The organism is Mycobacterium sp. IS-836, assembly GCF_001954275.1.
In the GTDB taxonomy this organism is placed as follows: Bacteria; Actinomycetota; Actinomycetes; order Mycobacteriales; family Mycobacteriaceae; genus Mycobacterium.
Genome location: NZ_MBEU01000055.1, coordinates 22,308 through 36,846, shown reverse-complemented (window position 1 = coordinate 36,846; position 14,539 = coordinate 22,308). Strand labels below are relative to the sequence as shown.

Below are 14,539 nucleotides of genomic sequence, written 5' to 3'. Positions count from 1 at the left end.
AACTCAGTGCCGCCCTTCTGCCAGTCGCTGCCTGCGGGACGTGCGCCGTGAACTGCGCACCATCAGACGAGAACGAACCGCGAGCGATCCCCGCAACGTCCAGCGCAGGGGCGCGCGCAACCAACCCGCGTGCCGGTCGGCGAGAAAAAGGTAGGTGCTCTTGTGGTGGGCCGCGAGGTGGCTGGCCGGGTCATGCCCGGTGGAGTGGCCGCGATGGTGCAGGACTTCCGCCGACGGTACGTAGACGCTCGACCAGCCCGCCTTGCCGAGCCGGTCGCCGAGGTCGACGTCCTCCATATACATGAAGTAGCGCTCGTCGAAGCCGCCGACGCTGCTGAACGCCGACCGGCGCACCAGCAGGCACGAGCCCGACAGCCAGCCCACCGGCCGTTCGCTGGGCTCGAGCCGCTCCTGGCGGTATGCGGCCGTCCACGGGTTGCGCTTCCAGAACGGCCCGACCACGGCGTGCATGCCGCCACGGATCAGGCTGGGCAGATGCCGCGCCGACGGATACACCGAGCCGTCCGGATCCCGAATGAGCGGACCCAGCGCACCCGCGCGCGGCCAGCGGGTCGCGGCGTCCAGCAGCGCGTCGATGCTGCCCGGACCCCACTGCACGTCGGGGTTGGCCACGATCACCCAGTCGTCGACCCACGGCTGGCCGACCTCGTCGAGGTGGGCGACGGCGCGATTGATCGCGGTCCCGTAGCCGAGGTTGGCGCCCGTATCGAACAGCCGGACGTTGGGATAGCGCTCGACGGCGGCCTGCGGCGTTCCGTCGGTGGAGCCGTTGTCGGCCAGCACCACGCTGACCGGACGCTCGGTGGCCAACGACAACGAGGCCAGGAACCGCTCCAGGTGCGGGCCCGGCGAGTAGGTCACCGTCACGACCGGCAGGACGTCAGTCACGCGTAGAGCGTATCGGTCGATCCCTGGCCCGAGGCCGCCAGCGCCGCGACAAGCGCTGCACGCCAGTGCCTTAGCGGCCGCAGGCCCGCCGCCGCCGACTGCCGGCTCGACAGGGCCGAATAGCTCGGCCGCGGCGCCGGCCGTGGAAAGTGTGCGCTGCTGACCGGGCGCACCCGCGCCGGATCGGCGCCGCATTCCTCGAAGACCGCGCGGGCCAGCTCGAATCGCGAGACCGCGCCCTCGTTGGCGGCGTGCAGGACGGGGCCGGGCACGCGGTCGTCGGCGATCTGCAGCAGCGCGTCGGCCAGGTCGCCGACGTAGGTGGGCGAGCCGACCTGGTCGTCGACCACGTCGACGGGGCCGTCCCCGGCGGCCAGCCGGCGCATGACGGCGACGAAGTCCCGGCCGGTGCCGCCGGTGTACACCCACGCGGTGCGCACCACGACCGCGTCGGGCAGTGCCGCCAGCACGGCGCGTTCCCCGGCGAGCTTGGTGCGGGCGTATACGCCCTGCGGCGCGGTGTCGTCGCCGGGTTCGAAGGGGCGGCATGCGGCGCCCTCAGGGCCGAGGTCGGCGTTGAACACGAAGTCGGTGGAGACGTGGATCAGCCGGGCGCCGGCGCCCGCGCAGGCCCGGGCGATGTGTTCCGGGCCGGTGGCGTTGACCGCGTACGCGGCCGCCTCGGCGCTCTCGGCACCGTCGACGTCGGTGTACGCCGCGCAGTTCAGCACGACGTCGCCGTCCCGCACGATCCGCTCGGCCGCGGCCGGGTCGGTGATGTCCCATTGCGACGAGCTCAGCGCCAGCACGTCGCGGCCCTGGGCGGCGGCCCGGGCCGCCAGGCGGCTGCCGAGCTGCCCCCCGGCACCGGTGATGACTAGCCTTCCTGAGCCGCCCGACATGCCTCGAGTCTGGCATGCGCCGAGAAGCCCGGGCCACGCCGCGGCCGGCTACCCGAGAAGCGGGTGTGTCACAAGTAACCTAATGTGATGCCTGTGCAACGTGTGGTTCGTGCGGTTGCCACTGCCCTGGCCGTCCTGGTCGTCATCGGCACGGGGGTCGCCTGGAACAACGTTCGGTCCTTCGAAGACGGCATCTTCCACATGTCGGCACCCTCGCTGGGCAAGGGCGGCGACGACGGCGCGATCGACATCCTGCTGGTCGGCATGGACAGCCGCACCGACGCCCACGGCAACCCGTTGTCCGCCGAGGAACTGGAAACGCTGCGCGCCGGCGACGAGGAAGCGACCAACACCGACACCATCATCCTGGTCCGGATACCGAACAACGGGAAGTCGGCCACCGCGATCTCGATTCCGCGGGACTCCTACGTCGCCGCCCCCGGATTGGGCAAGACGAAGATCAACGGCGTCTACGGCCAGACCCGGGAGGCCAAGCGGGTCAGCCTCGTCAAGGCCGGCGCGTCCGCCGCCGAAGCCGCGGCGCAGGGCACCGAGGCCGGACGCGATGCCCTGATCAAGACCGTCGCCGACCTCACCGGGGTCACCGTCGACCACTACGCCGAGATCGGGCTGCTCGGGTTCGCGTTGATCACCGACGCGCTCGGCGGCGTCGACGTCTGCCTCAAAGAGCCTGTGTTCGAACCACTCTCGGGCGCCGACTTTCCCGCCGGCCAGCAAAAGCTCGACGGTCCGCAGGCGCTCAGCTTCGTCCGCCAGCGCCACGAGCTGCCGCGCGGCGACCTGGACCGCGTGGTGCGTCAGCAGGTGGTGATGGCCTCGCTGGCCCACAAGATCATCTCGAGCAAGACGCTGTCCAGCCCGGCGACGGTGAAGCGTTTGCAGGCCGCCGTCCAGCGCTCCGTGGTGATCTCCCAGGGTTGGGATGTCATGGATTTCGTCCAGCAGATGCAGAAGCTGGCCGGGGGCAACGTCGCGTTCGCCACCATCCCGGTCCTCGACGGCGCCGGCTGGAGTGACGACGGCACGCAAAGCGTGGTGCGGGTGGACGCACACCAGGTCGCGGACTGGGTGGCCGGCCTGCTGAACGATCAGGCTCAAGGCAAGACCGAGGAGCTCGCGTACACGCCCGCCAAGACCACGGCCAGCGTCGTCAACGACACCGACATCAACGGGCTGGCCGCTGCGGTGGCAGATGTGTTGAGCTCCAAGGGGTTTGTCACCGGTACCGTGGGCAACAACGACGGCGGGCATGTGCAGGGCAGCCAGGTGCGGGCCGCCAAGACCGACGACCTGGGCGCGCAGGAGGTGTCCAAGGAACTCGGCGGGTTGCCGGTCGTCCCGGATACGTCGCTGGCACCCGGAGCGGTCAAGGTGGTGCTGGCCAACGACTACACCGGTCCGGGCTCCGGGCTGTCCGGCAGCGGAACGATCATGCCCGCCAAGCTTTCCGACCAAGCGGCCGCCGCCGACCCCAATGTCCCGGCGCCCTCGCCGATCCTCACCGCCGGCTCGGACAAGCCGGAGTGCATAAACTGACCAAGCGGTGCATGAATCGACGCTAACAACACTTTCTGGGATGATCCTGGATCCGATGTTGCGGGCCGACCCGGTCGGTCCGCGCATCACTTACTACGACGACGCCACCGGCGAGCGCATCGAGCTGTCCGCGGTGACGCTGGCGAACTGGGCCGCCAAGACCGGCAACCTGCTGCGCGACGAGCTCGGCGCCGCCCCGGCCAGCCGGATCGCGATCCTGTTGCCGGCCCACTGGCAGACCGCGGCGGTCTTGTTCGGGGTGTGGTGGATCGGCGCCGAGGCGGTGCTCGGCGCGGGCGACCCGGCTGACTTGGCGCTGTGCACCGCCGACCGGCTGCAGGAGGCGGACGGGCTCGTCGAGCCCGGGGCCGAGGTGGCGGTGCTGTCGCTGGATCCGTTCGGCCGCCCGGCACCCGATCTGCCGATCGGTGTCACCGACTATGCGACCGCGGTGCGGGTGCACGGCGACCAGATAGTTCCGGAGCGCCATCCCGGTCCCGCACTGGACGGCCGGGCCGCCGAAGAAATTCTGACCGACTGTGAGAGTTCCGCGGCGGCAAGCGGTTTGACGTCGAAGGATCGCGTGCTGTCCACCGCGTCGTGGCCCGGGCCCGCCGAGTTGTTGGATCACCTGCTGGCCATCATGGCCGTGGGCGGGTCGCTGGTGCAGGTCGCCAATCCCGATCCCTCGGCTCTGCAGCGCCGGATCGAGACCGAAAAGGTAACCCGCGTCCTCTGACCCAATCCATATTGATATCGCAATATTTCGATGTTACGGTCGGGAAAGCAGCGCTGAGGCCGTGGCGACAGGGAGGTAAGGCAATGGCGGGGTTCGGGCTATTGGCAAAGGCGGCCGGGACGGTGTTCACCGGACTGGTCGGCGTGACGGCCTACGAGGTGGTGCGCAAGGCCGTGGCCAAGGCGCCGTTGCACGAGACCGCGGTGTCGGCGGCCGAGCTTGGTTTGCGCGGCACCCGCAAGGCCGAGGAAGCCGCCGAGTCGGCCCGCCTCAAGCTCGCCGACGTCATGGCCGAAGCCCGCGAGCGCGTCGGCGAGGAGGCGCCCACCCCGTCCATCAGCGACGCTCACGAGCACTGATCGCTTGATACAGGCGAACGATCCTGCCCTGGCGGTGCTTTCGGACGCGGCCGGACGCATGCGGGTTTCGGTCGGCTGGGTCCGCGGCAACTCGCGGCGCGCGGTCGCGGTCGAAGAGGCCGTCGCCAAAGAGAACGGCGTGCGCACCGTGCACGCCTACCCGCGCACCGGGTCGGTCGTCGTGTGGTATTCGCCCCAGCGCTGCGACCGCCCCGCGATATTGGCGGCGATCAGTGGCGCCGAACGCGTTGCCGCCGAACTGATCCCGGCCCGGGCACCGCATTCGTCGGAAATCCGCAACGCCGACGTGCTGCGCATGGTCATCGGCGGTGCTGCGCTGGCGCTGCTCGGCGTGCGCCGCTACGTCTTCGCCCGGCCGCCGCTGCTGGGCCCGAGCGGCCGGCTGGTCGCCACCGGCGTCACCGTCTTCACCGGCTACCCGTTCCTGCGCGGCGCGTTGCGCTCCCTGCGTTCCGGTAGGGCCGGCACCGATGCGCTGGTGTCCGCGGCGACCGTGGCCAGCCTGATCCTGCGCGAGAACGTGGTCGCGCTGACCGTGCTGTGGTTGCTCAACATCGGTGAGTACCTTCAGGATCTGACGCTGCGCCGGACCCGGCGGGCCATCTCCGACCTGCTGCGCGGTAGCCAGGACACGGCGTGGATCCGGCTCACCGAGGGCCCGCGCGCGGGCACCGAGATACAGGTGCCGATCGACAGCGTGGAGATCGGCGACGACGTGGTGGTCCACGACCACGTCGCGATACCCGTGGACGGGGAGGTGGTCGACGGCGAGGCGGTCGTCGACCAATCCGCGATCACCGGGGAAACCCTGCCGGTTAGCGTCGTGGTGGGCTCGCGCGTGCACGCCGGTTCGGTCGTGGTGCGCGGACGCCTCGTGGTGCGCGCGGAGGCCGTCGGCAACCAGACCACCATCGGCCGCATCATCGCCCGCGTCGAGGAGGCGCAGCACGACCGCGCACCCATCCAGACGGTCGGCGAAAACTTCTCTCGCCGTTTCGTTCCCACCTCGTTCGTCGTGTCGGCGATCACCCTGGCGATCACCGGTGACGTCCGCCGGGCGATGACCATGCTGCTGATCGCATGCCCGTGCGCGGTCGGCCTGGCCACCCCGACGGCGATCAGCGCCGCGATCGGCAATGGCGCGCGCCGCGGCATCCTCATCAAGGGCGGCTCCCACCTGGAGCAGGCCGGCCGGGTCGACGCAATCGTCTTCGACAAGACCGGAACCCTGACCGTCGGGCGCCCGGTCGTGACGAATATCGTTGCAATGCATAAGGATTGGCAGCCCGAGCAGGTGCTGGCGTATGCGGCCAGCTCGGAGATTCACTCGCGCCACCCGCTGGCCGAAGCGGTGATCCGCTCGACCGAGGAACGCCACATCACCATCCCGCCGCACGAGGAGTGCGAGGTGCTGGTGGGTCTGGGCATGCGGACCTGGGCCGACGGCCGGACGCTGCTGCTGGGCAGCCCATCGCTGCTGCGGGCCGAAAAGGTGAAGGTGTCGAAGAAGGCCTCGGAGTGGGTTGACAAGCTGCGAAACGAGGCGGAGACCCCGCTGCTGCTCGCGGTGGACGGCACCCTGGTCGGGCTGATCAGCCTGCGCGACGAGGTGCGACCCGAGGCGGCTGCGGTGCTGAAGGAGTTGCGGACCAACGGGATTCGCCGCATCGTCATGCTCACCGGGGATCATCCCGACATCGCCCGGGTCGTCGCCGCCGAGCTCGGGATCGACGAGTGGCGCGCCGAGGTGATGCCGGAGGACAAGCTCGAGGTGGTGCGCGAACTGCAGGGCGAGGGTTACGTCGTCGGGATGGTCGGCGACGGCATCAACGACGCCCCGGCGCTGGCCGCCGCCGACATCGGCATCGCGATGGGACTGGCCGGCACCGACGTCGCCGTCGAAACCGCCGACGTCGCCCTGGCCAACGACGACCTGCATCGGCTGCTCGACGTCGGGGACCTGGGTTCCCGGGCGGTCGACGTGATCCGCGAGAACTACGGCATGTCCATCGCCGTCAACGCCGCCGGGCTGGTCATCGGCGCGGGCGGGGCGCTCTCCCCCGTGCTGGCGGCGATCCTGCACAACGCGTCGTCGGTTGCGGTGGTGGCCAATAGCTCCCGTCTCATCAGATATCGCCTCGACTAAGCGACTGCACAGCCACGGTCGGGCCCCGGGGACCGTATCGTTATTCTGTCTAATCATGGCGCGAACCGACAACAACACCTGGGTTCGCAGGAACTACTACTAAAGGCCGACATGCCAGACAGCGAGCCCAACAGCAAGCCCGCGAAGCCCCTCGACGGATTCCGGGTACTCGATTTCACCCAGAATGTGGCCGGGCCACTGGCCGGGCAGGTGCTGGCCGACCTGGGTGCCGAGGTCATCAAAATCGAGGCGCCCGGCGGTGAGGCGGCCCGCCAGATTACCGCGGTCCTTCCCGGTCGCCCGCCGCTGGCCACGTATTTCCTGCCGAACAACCGCGGCAAGAAGTCGGTGACGGCGGATCTTACCGACGACGACGTCAAGGAACAGATACTGCGGCTCGCCGACACCGCCGACGTCGTGCTGGAGGGGTTTCGTCCCGGCGTCATGGAACGAATGGGGTTGGGGCCCAAAGACTTGCAATCGCGCAACCCCAAACTGATCTATGCCCGCCTGAGCGCTTTCGGCGGTAACGGCCCGCACGGCACGCGCCCGGGCGTCGACCTGATGGTTGCGGCCGAGGCGGGCATGACCACCGGGATGCCCACGCCCACGGGTAAACCGCAGATCATCCCGTTCCAGCTTGTCGACAACGCCAGCGGTCACGTGCTGGCCGAGGCGGTGCTGGCCGCGCTGCTCAACCGCGAGCGTCACGGGGTGGCCGACGTGGTCCGGGTCGCGATGTACGACGTAGCGGTGGGGCTGCAGGCCAACCAGCTCACAATGCACCTGAACAAGCCCAGCGAGCCGTCCAAACCCAAGCCAGAAATCAAGCCAGATACCAAGAAGCGCAAGGGAGTTGGTTTCGCCACCCAGCCGTGGGGTGCCCGGAAGGCATCCGACGGCTATCTCGTCCTGTCCGCGTATGTGCCCAAGCATTGGGCCAAGCTGTGCGAGATCATCGGCCGGCCCGATCTGCTGGACGACGAGCGATTCGTTGATCAGCGCGCGCGGGCGCTGAACTACCCGGAGCTGACCGAGGAACTCGAGTCGGCCCTGGCCGCCAAGACCGCAGCGGAATGGGTCGAGCTGCTGCACGAGGGCGGGCTGATGGCCTGCCTCGCCTACAGCTGGAAGCAGGTCGTCGAAACCCCGCTGTTCGCTGAGAACGACCTGGCCCTGCGCGTCGGCAGCGGTGACGAGGCCATCACGGTGATCCGCACCCCGGCGCGCTACTCCAGCTTCGACGCGGTGAACACCGATCCCCCGCCCGCCGCCGGAGCACACAACGGCACGTATCTCAGGGCACCGGAGACAGCAAGGTAGGTGTGCGCGCTCAGAAGCCCGGCAGCCGGACGACCTGAACGAAGAACTCGTCGATCTGCCGGACCGCCTTCATGAACTGGTCGAGGTCGACCGGCTTGGTGACATAGGCGTTGGCGTGCAGCTTGTAGCTGCGCAGGATGTCTTCCTCCGCCGAGGAGGTGGTCAGTACGACGACGGGAATGCGGCAGAGGTCGGAGTCGGACTTGATCTTTTCCAGCAGTTGGCGCCCATCGTATTTCGGCAGGTTCAGATCGAGCAGGATCAGGTCCGGGCGCACCGCGTCCTCGTACCCGTTGCGCTGATAGAGGTAGTTCAGGCCCTCTTCGCCGTCGTGTGCGACGTGCAGATTGTTTTGAAGTTTGTTGTGCTCGAACGCTTCCCGAGTGATGAGCTCGTCTCCTGGATCGTCTTCGACGAGCAGGATGTCAATTGGTCTGCCTGCATGTGTCAAGGTCGCGCTCCCTCTAAGGTTTCCCGATGTTGTGCGCCGAGGACAATCGGCAGAGTGAATTCGAAGCGGGTCCCGCCGGTGTAGGACGTGTCGATTCGGATCGTGCCGCCATGGTGCTCGACGATTTTCTTGCACATGGCAAGACCCATGCCCGTCCCGGCGTACTGCTCACGGCCGTGCAGGCGTTGAAAGATGGTGAAGACCTTCTCGGTGAACTCCTCGGCGATGCCGATGCCGTTGTCCGACACGCTCAGCACCCATTGGCCATCGCGCTCACCGCTGCCCGCCTGGCATTCGATGACGATGCGCGGCGTGCGTTCGGCGAGCCGGAATTTCACCGCATTGCCAATGAGGTTCTGCCACAGCATGCTCAGCAGGGTGGGGTCGCCGACGATCCGCGGCAACCGCTGTGTGGGCCGCACGATCTCGGCGCCCGATTCCTGGATCGCGACGGCCAGGTTCTCCAGCGCGGTGTCCAGCGCGGCATCGAGGTCAACCTCGGTGTGCACGCTGCCCAGCCGGCCGACGCGGGAGAAGGTGAGCAGGTCGTTGATGAGCACCTGCATCCTCTTCGCGCCGTCGACCGCGTATCCGATGTACTCGAGGCCGCGCTCGTCGAGCTGGTCGCCGTATCGCTTCTCCAGCAATTGGCAGAACGACGCGACCTTTCGCAGGGGTTCCTGCAGATCGTGCGACGCGACGTAGGCGAACTGCTCGAGTTCGGTGTTCGAACGGCGCAATTCGACCGCCCGCTCGTGCAATTGCGTTCGGGCCGAATGGATTGCGTCGAGTTCCTCCACCAGCCGCTGCCGCATGTTCTCCACGTCGGTAGCGATGCCGCGAATGTCCTTCGGCCGCCGCGGGGGCACGATGACTTCGCCGAAGTCCCCCTTGGTGATCCGCCGGCAGGCGGCGGCCAGCGCGGCCAGCGGTAGGGTGACGGTGCTTCGAACCAGGGCGGCTAGGGCTCCCGCGGTCACGACGAACAGCAGCAGGATCGCGACCAGTACCCCGTTGCGCCAGTCCTGGGCGCTCTTCAGCTCGGCGGCGGTATTGTCCCACGTCTGGAACAGGTGCGTGTTTTGCATGTCGAAAAGCTCACGCAGATGGTCGAATTCGGCCTTGCCACGTTCCGCGGCGGCACCGCTGATGACGGTGGGAGTGTTGGGGGCCACGCTGGCGATGAGCGGCTCGGTGTAATTCGCCCGCCAGACGCCGGCAGCCCTCTCGATGGCATCGAGGTCGGCCATCAGGTCGGCGTGCCGGCCAAGGTGGCGCCGGATGTCTTCGGCCGCAGCCACTTCGGCGCGTTGCCCGTCGTAGTAGGGCGCCAGGAACTGGCGATTGGCGGAGATCAGATACCCGCGGACGCCGATTTCCTGGTCGCGCAGCGCCGCCTGCAATTGGCTTGCGGCCAGGCGAGCCGGCCGAATGTTGTCGCTCAGCTCGCGCGACACCCCGTCCGTACGATTGAGCAACACATATCCGGTCAGCGCGCCGACGAGCACGACAGCGCCCATGATGGACAGGACCACGACCTGCCATCCCAGCACGGTGAGTCGTGGTTCGCGCACCGGAGTGTCGGGGTCGGTCGTCACCTGGTGGTCCGCTCGACGCGGAGCACCGCGATATCGTCGGTCAGCCCGCCGTGGGATCGGGCACATTCCTCGGCGCCGTCGATCAGCGCGTCGACGAACACCGGGCCCGGCAGTCCCGCGAGCGACCGGCCCAGCTCGAGCAGGCCGTCCTCGCCGAGGCGCCGGTCGCCTTGCCCCGAATGTCCCTCGAACAGTCCGTCGGTGAGCAGCAGGAGCGCATGATCGACGGGCAGCTCCACCTTGTGCTCGGGCCAGTCGTCGGCGCGCAGGCCCAGAGCCGGCCCGAAATCCGGCTCGACCCACTCCACCGTGCCGGGGCCGTGCAGCAACATCCCGGGATGACCGGCCCGCACCGTGACAATGGGTGAGCCGTCGGGCGGTATCGCGAGGCTGAGCACCGTCGCGAAGAGGCCGATCTCGGCGCGTTCGGCGTGCAGCACCCCCTCCAGTTGCCGCATCCGGTCCGCACCGTGGACGCCGGCGAATGTCAGCGTGCGCCAGGCGATCCGCAGCGCCGCGCCCAACGCCGCCTCGTCCGGTCCGTGCCCGGCGACGTCGCCGATCAGCACGTGCACCACCCGGTCGGGAGTTTGTACGACGTCGTAGAAGTCACCGCACAACAGCGCCTTCTCGCGGCTTGGGCGGTAGCGGGCGATGATGTCGACGCCCGGGTCGTCGAGCAGCAGCGCGGACGGCAGGAGGCCGCGCTCGAGCAACGCGTTCTCCCGCGCGCGGACCTGGCTGGCACGCAGGTCCGCGGCGATGAGCTCGGCACGTTTTCGCTCGATCGCATACAGCAGCGCGCGGCGCAGCATCTCGGGCTCGACGGACCCCTTGATCAGGTAGTCCTGCGCGCCGGCGGCGACCGCCTTCGCACCGAACAGCTCGTCGTCGCGCCCGGTCAGCACGACGATCGGGACGGTGGGATCCCGTGTGGCGATGCGGTCGAGCGCGTCGATTCCGCTGGCGTCGGGCAGGTTCAGGTCCAGCAGCACGCAATCGGGGCGCGCGGCCGATAGCTCCTGCTCCGCGTGCGCCATCGATTGCGCCCAGACCATCTTGATGTCGGTGACGGCGTCCGAGATCAGCTCGTCGACCAGCACCGCGTCCGATCGATCATCCTCGACGAGCAGCAAAGACAGCGTCCGCCGATCCACCATGAAGTCGGCGGCCGCGGCCCGCGCCGGGATCAGTTGGCGGTCATGTGGTGCACGCACGGACGACCGTGTCCCTCATTCAGACCCCCTGGCCGCCGCGGCAAACCTGCGCTGGCTCGAGTGTTATGACGTTCGCGATAATAACCGGGGCCGCCGGTGTCCCACGTGCGATTTGGAGAATGTCTAACGAATTGCCGATCAGCCGGCATCAGCACCGAATCAGCGCAGCAGCGCCCGCGACATCACGACGCGCTGGATCTGGTTGGTGCCCTCGTAGATCTGGGTGATCTTGGCATCGCGCATCATCCGCTCGACCGGGAAATCGGTGGTGTATCCGGCGCCCCCGAACAGCTGCACGGCCGCCTCGGTCACGTCCATCGCGGTGTCCGAGGCGAAGCACTTCGCGGCCGCGGAGATGAATCCGAGATTCGGCTCGCCGCGTTCGGCGCGGGCGGCGGCGCTGTACACCATCAGCCGGGCCGCTTCGACCTTCATCGCCATGTCGGCCAGCTCGAACTGCACACCCTGGAACTCGGAGATCGACTTGCCGAACTGCTTGCGGTCCTTGGTGTAGGCGACGGCGGCGTCCAACGCGCCCTGCGCGAGGCCCACGGCCTGCGCCCCGACGGTGGGGCGGGTGTGGTCGAGTGTCTGCAGTGCGGTCTTGAACCCGGTGCCGGGTTCGCCGATGATCCGATCGCCCGGTATGCGGCAGTTCTCGAAGTACAACTCGGTGGTGGGCGAACCCTTGATGCCCATCTTCTTTTCCTTCGGGCCGACGCTGAATCCCTCGTCGTCCTTGTGCACCATGAACGCCGAGATGCCGTTGGCGCCCCGGTCCGGATCGGTCACCGCCATCACCGTGTACCAGGTCGACATGCCGCCGTTGGTGATCCAGCACTTGGTGCCGTTGAGAATCCAGTGATCGCCGTCGGCCTTGGCCCGGGTCCGCATGGACGCCGCGTCACTGCCGGCTTCGCGCTCGCTCAGGGCGTAGGAGGCCATCGCGCCCTCGGTGGCCAGCGACGGCAGCACCTGCTTCTTCAGCTCCTCGGAACCCTGCAGGATCAGGCCCATGGTGCCCAGTTTGTTGACAGCGGGAATCAGCGAGGCGGACCCGTCGACGCGCGCGACTTCTTCGATCACGATGCACGCGGCGACCGAGTCCGCGCCCTGACCGCCGTACTCCTCGGGGATGTGGACGGCGTTGAACCCGGACGCGTTCAGCGCGTCGAGGGCCTCCTGCGGAAATCGCGAATTCTCGTCCACGTCGCCGGCGTGCGGCGCGATCTCTTTTTCCGCCAGCGCTCGAATCGCCGCCCGCAGCTCCTGGTGCTCCTCGGGCAATTGGAACAGGTCGAATGTGGGGTCTCCGGCCCACTGAGCCATCTTGGCCTCCTTGCACTCTGCCAAATTTGCCCGGCTGTCCCACGGGCCATTACCCAGCTCGCCTCGTCGCCGGGCTACTGGCCGGTAACTTTACCCTGACGCTTCCGCAGCGCCGCATCCTTGGCCCGCACGCTCTCGGCCAGCTCCTCGGCAAAAGCGACGAGCCGCGCGCGCAGCGCCGGGTCGGACGATCCGAGAATCCGCACGGCCAGCAGGCCCGCGTTGCGGGCGCCACCGATGGAGACCGTCGCGACCGGCACGCCCGCCGGCATCTGCACGATCGACAGCAGGGAATCGAGGCCGTCCAGCCGTGCCAGCGGCACCGGCACGCCGATCACCGGCAGCGGCGTCGCCGAGGCGACCATCCCGGGCAGGTGGGCCGCGCCGCCGGCGCCGGCGATGATCACCTCGATGCCGCGGTCGGCCGCGCCGCGGGCGTAGTCGAGCATCTCCGCCGGGGTGCGGTGCGCCGAGACGACCCGCACCTCGGTCGGTACGTCGAACTCGGCCAGCGCCGCCGCCGCGTCGCCCATCACCGGCCAGTCGCTGTCGCTGCCCATGATCACCGCTACGCGCGGATGCTCGGTCATTCGGCGCCACTCCTCTCCCCCGCAAGCGGGAGGTGCCCCCACATCGCTCTTTTGTTCTGGATCGTCGCTGGCGCTAGCCATGTGGATCCCATCCGTCAGCCCATTGCCCGTGTGACAACCAGTGTGCGGCCAGCTCGGCGCGTTCACGCAGCTTCGCCAAGCCGGCGGCATCGGAGCCCGGGAAATCGCCCAGGAAATTGATGTGCCCGACCTTGCGTCCGGGGCGTTCGGCCTTGCCGTACAGGTGAACCCGGGCGTCGGGCATGCGCGCAAAGAGATGGTGCAACCGTTCGTCGACGGTCATCGCCGGCGGCTGCGCGGCACCGAGCACGTTGGCCATCACCGTGACCGGCGCGATGGCGTCGGTGTCGCCCAGCGGATAGTCCAGCACCGCGCGCAGATGCTGTTCGAATTGGCTGGTGCGGGCCCCGTCCATGGTCCAGTGCCCGGAGTTGTGCGGGCGCATCGCGAGCTCGTTGACCAGCAGCGCGCCGTCGACCGTCTCGAACAGCTCGACCGCGAGCACGCCGATCACGCCGAGGTCGGCGGCCAGCCGCAACGCCAGCCGTTGCGCGGCCGACGCGAGGTCCTCGGGCAGCTCCGGAGCGGGCGCGATGACCTGCACGCAGATCCCGTCTCGTTGCACGGTCTCGACGACCGGCCACGCCGCCCCCTGCCCGAACGGCGAGCGCGCCACCAGAGCCGACAGTTCGCGGCGCAGGTTCACCTGCTCCTCGGCCATCACCGGCACCCCATCGGCAAGGAAGGTGGCCGCGATCTCGCGGGCGTGCGACGGGTCGCGGGCCATCCGCACCCCGCGCCCGTCGTATCCGCCGCGGACCGCTTTCACGACCACGGGGCCGGATATGCGCCGCGCGAAGGTGTCGAGTTCGTCGACGCTTCGGATCTCGGCATAGCGGGGCACCGGGGCGTCGAGTGCCTCCATTCGCCTCCGCATGACGAGCTTGTCCTGGGCGTGTATCAGCGCCTGGGGCGGCGGCGCCACATTGACGCCTTCCGCGACGAGCTTGTCCAGCAGTTCGGTCGGGACGTGCTCGTGGTCGAAGGTCAGCACGTCGGCTCCGGCGGCGACCCGGCGCAGATCTTCGAGATCGGCGTGCGAGCCGATCACCACGTCGGGACTGACCTGCGCGGCCGATTCGTCGGCCGCGGTCGCCAGCACGCGCAGCGTCTGGCCCAGCGCGATGGCGGCCTGATGCGTCATCCGGGCCAACTGCCCGCCGCCGACCATGGCGACGACGGGCGCGGTGCGCGGCGGGCGTGAACTCGGCACGGCCATCATGGTGTCATGGCGCACAGGCCCGTGCTCGAGGCGTGTTGACCGGCTCTGACACACAATCGTTATGTACCATTTTGCGTCGATTTTGCGTCCGTCCG

At 68.6% G+C, this 14,539-nt stretch carries 12 protein-coding genes and 1 pseudogene; 5 read left to right on the top strand and 8 right to left on the bottom strand.

All coding sequences use genetic code 11. From position 1 onward, the window contains the following. Window positions 1-3 precede the first annotated feature (3 nt). Both A5747_RS15300 and rfbD read right to left on the bottom strand, forming a co-directional pair. Window positions 4-909: a glycosyltransferase family 2 protein gene (locus A5747_RS15300; protein ID WP_076125633.1), complete on the bottom strand. Its 906-nt coding sequence runs from the start codon at window positions 907-909 to the stop codon at window positions 4-6. Then, complete coding sequence (gene rfbD / locus A5747_RS15295) at window positions 906-1,811, bottom strand: dTDP-4-dehydrorhamnose reductase (protein ID WP_142245600.1); 906 nt, start codon at window positions 1,809-1,811, stop codon at window positions 906-908. Before rfbD ends, A5747_RS15300 begins: the two co-directional genes overlap by 4 nt. Before the next feature lie 84 nt (window positions 1,812-1,895). On the opposite strand from rfbD, the gene A5747_RS15290 reads away from it, so the two are divergent. The 5 genes from A5747_RS15290 to A5747_RS15270 all read left to right on the top strand — a co-directional run bounded on the left by A5747_RS15290 (window position 1,896) and on the right by A5747_RS15270 (window position 7,956). Then, window positions 1,896-3,368 carry an LCP family protein gene (locus A5747_RS15290; RefSeq protein WP_369805108.1) on the top strand — a complete coding sequence of 491 codons (1,473 nt, stop codon included), beginning with the start codon at window positions 1,896-1,898 and terminating at the stop codon, window positions 3,366-3,368. Window positions 3,369-3,408: 40 nt separating this feature from the next. Then, window positions 3,409-4,107 (top strand): TIGR03089 family protein, encoded by a 699-nt coding sequence (locus A5747_RS15285; protein ID WP_369805106.1) that lies wholly within the window; start codon window positions 3,409-3,411, stop codon window positions 4,105-4,107. A gap of 83 nt (window positions 4,108-4,190) precedes the next feature. Further along, complete coding sequence (locus A5747_RS15280; protein WP_076125628.1) at window positions 4,191-4,466, top strand: DUF1490 family protein; 276 nt, start codon at window positions 4,191-4,193, stop codon at window positions 4,464-4,466. Window positions 4,467-4,524: 58 nt separating this feature from the next. Continuing rightward, window positions 4,525-6,633, top strand: a complete 2,109-nt coding sequence (gene ctpC, locus A5747_RS15275; RefSeq protein WP_142245604.1) for a manganese-exporting P-type ATPase CtpC — start codon at window positions 4,525-4,527, stop codon at window positions 6,631-6,633. A gap of 111 nt (window positions 6,634-6,744) precedes the next feature. After that, window positions 6,745-7,956, top strand: a complete 1,212-nt coding sequence (locus A5747_RS15270; RefSeq protein ID WP_076125623.1) for a CoA transferase — start codon at window positions 6,745-6,747, stop codon at window positions 7,954-7,956. A 10-nt stretch (window positions 7,957-7,966) separates the two neighbouring features. On the opposite strand, the gene A5747_RS15265 is transcribed toward A5747_RS15270, so the two are convergent. The 6 genes and pseudogenes from A5747_RS15265 to A5747_RS15240 form a co-directional block, all read right to left on the bottom strand. Beyond that, the gene (locus A5747_RS15265; protein ID WP_076125621.1) at window positions 7,967-8,407 is read right to left on the bottom strand and encodes a response regulator; all 441 of its coding nucleotides are present in this window, start codon (window positions 8,405-8,407) and stop codon (window positions 7,967-7,969) included. Continuing rightward, window positions 8,404-9,927: an ATP-binding protein gene (locus A5747_RS15260; protein ID WP_233148062.1), complete on the bottom strand. Its 1,524-nt coding sequence runs from the start codon at window positions 9,925-9,927 to the stop codon at window positions 8,404-8,406. The genes A5747_RS15265 and A5747_RS15260 overlap by 4 nt, the downstream gene beginning before the upstream one ends. Before the next feature lie 74 nt (window positions 9,928-10,001). Next, window positions 10,002-11,165, bottom strand: a complete 1,164-nt coding sequence (locus tag A5747_RS15255) for a PP2C family protein-serine/threonine phosphatase (RefSeq protein WP_076125778.1) — start codon at window positions 11,163-11,165, stop codon at window positions 10,002-10,004. 216 nt (window positions 11,166-11,381) lie between these two features. Further along, complete coding sequence (locus tag A5747_RS15250) at window positions 11,382-12,551, bottom strand: acyl-CoA dehydrogenase (protein ID WP_076125616.1); 1,170 nt, start codon at window positions 12,549-12,551, stop codon at window positions 11,382-11,384. A 74-nt stretch (window positions 12,552-12,625) separates the two neighbouring features. Continuing rightward, complete coding sequence (gene purE / locus A5747_RS15245) at window positions 12,626-13,141, bottom strand: 5-(carboxyamino)imidazole ribonucleotide mutase (RefSeq protein ID WP_076125613.1); 516 nt, start codon at window positions 13,139-13,141, stop codon at window positions 12,626-12,628. Next, window positions 13,139-14,444 (bottom strand): annotated as a pseudogene (locus A5747_RS15240) (5-(carboxyamino)imidazole ribonucleotide synthase); the annotation flags it as partial. The pseudogene A5747_RS15240 and the gene purE, both read right to left, overlap by 3 nt. Between the last annotated feature and the right edge of the window lie 95 nt (window positions 14,445-14,539).

Coding starts and splice junctions, on each gene's coding strand:
- A5747_RS15250 (WP_076125616.1), bottom strand. CDS start 12,551: ATGGCTCAGTGGGCCGGAGACCCCACATTCGACCTGTTCCAATTGCCC.
- ctpC (WP_142245604.1), top strand. CDS start 4,525: ATGCGGGTTTCGGTCGGCTGGGTCCGCGGCAACTCGCGGCGCGCGGTC.
- purE (WP_076125613.1), bottom strand. CDS start 13,141: ATGACCGAGCATCCGCGCGTAGCGGTGATCATGGGCAGCGACAGCGAC.
- A5747_RS15285 (WP_369805106.1), top strand. CDS start 3,409: ATGATCCTGGATCCGATGTTGCGGGCCGACCCGGTCGGTCCGCGCATC.
- A5747_RS15280 (WP_076125628.1), top strand. CDS start 4,191: ATGGCGGGGTTCGGGCTATTGGCAAAGGCGGCCGGGACGGTGTTCACC.
- A5747_RS15270 (WP_076125623.1), top strand. CDS start 6,745: ATGCCAGACAGCGAGCCCAACAGCAAGCCCGCGAAGCCCCTCGACGGA.
- A5747_RS15255 (WP_076125778.1), bottom strand. CDS start 11,165: ATGGTGGATCGGCGGACGCTGTCTTTGCTGCTCGTCGAGGATGATCGA.
- rfbD (WP_142245600.1), bottom strand. CDS start 1,811: ATGTCGGGCGGCTCAGGAAGGCTAGTCATCACCGGTGCCGGGGGGCAG.
- A5747_RS15260 (WP_233148062.1), bottom strand. CDS start 9,927: ATGGGCGCTGTCGTGCTCGTCGGCGCGCTGACCGGATATGTGTTGCTC.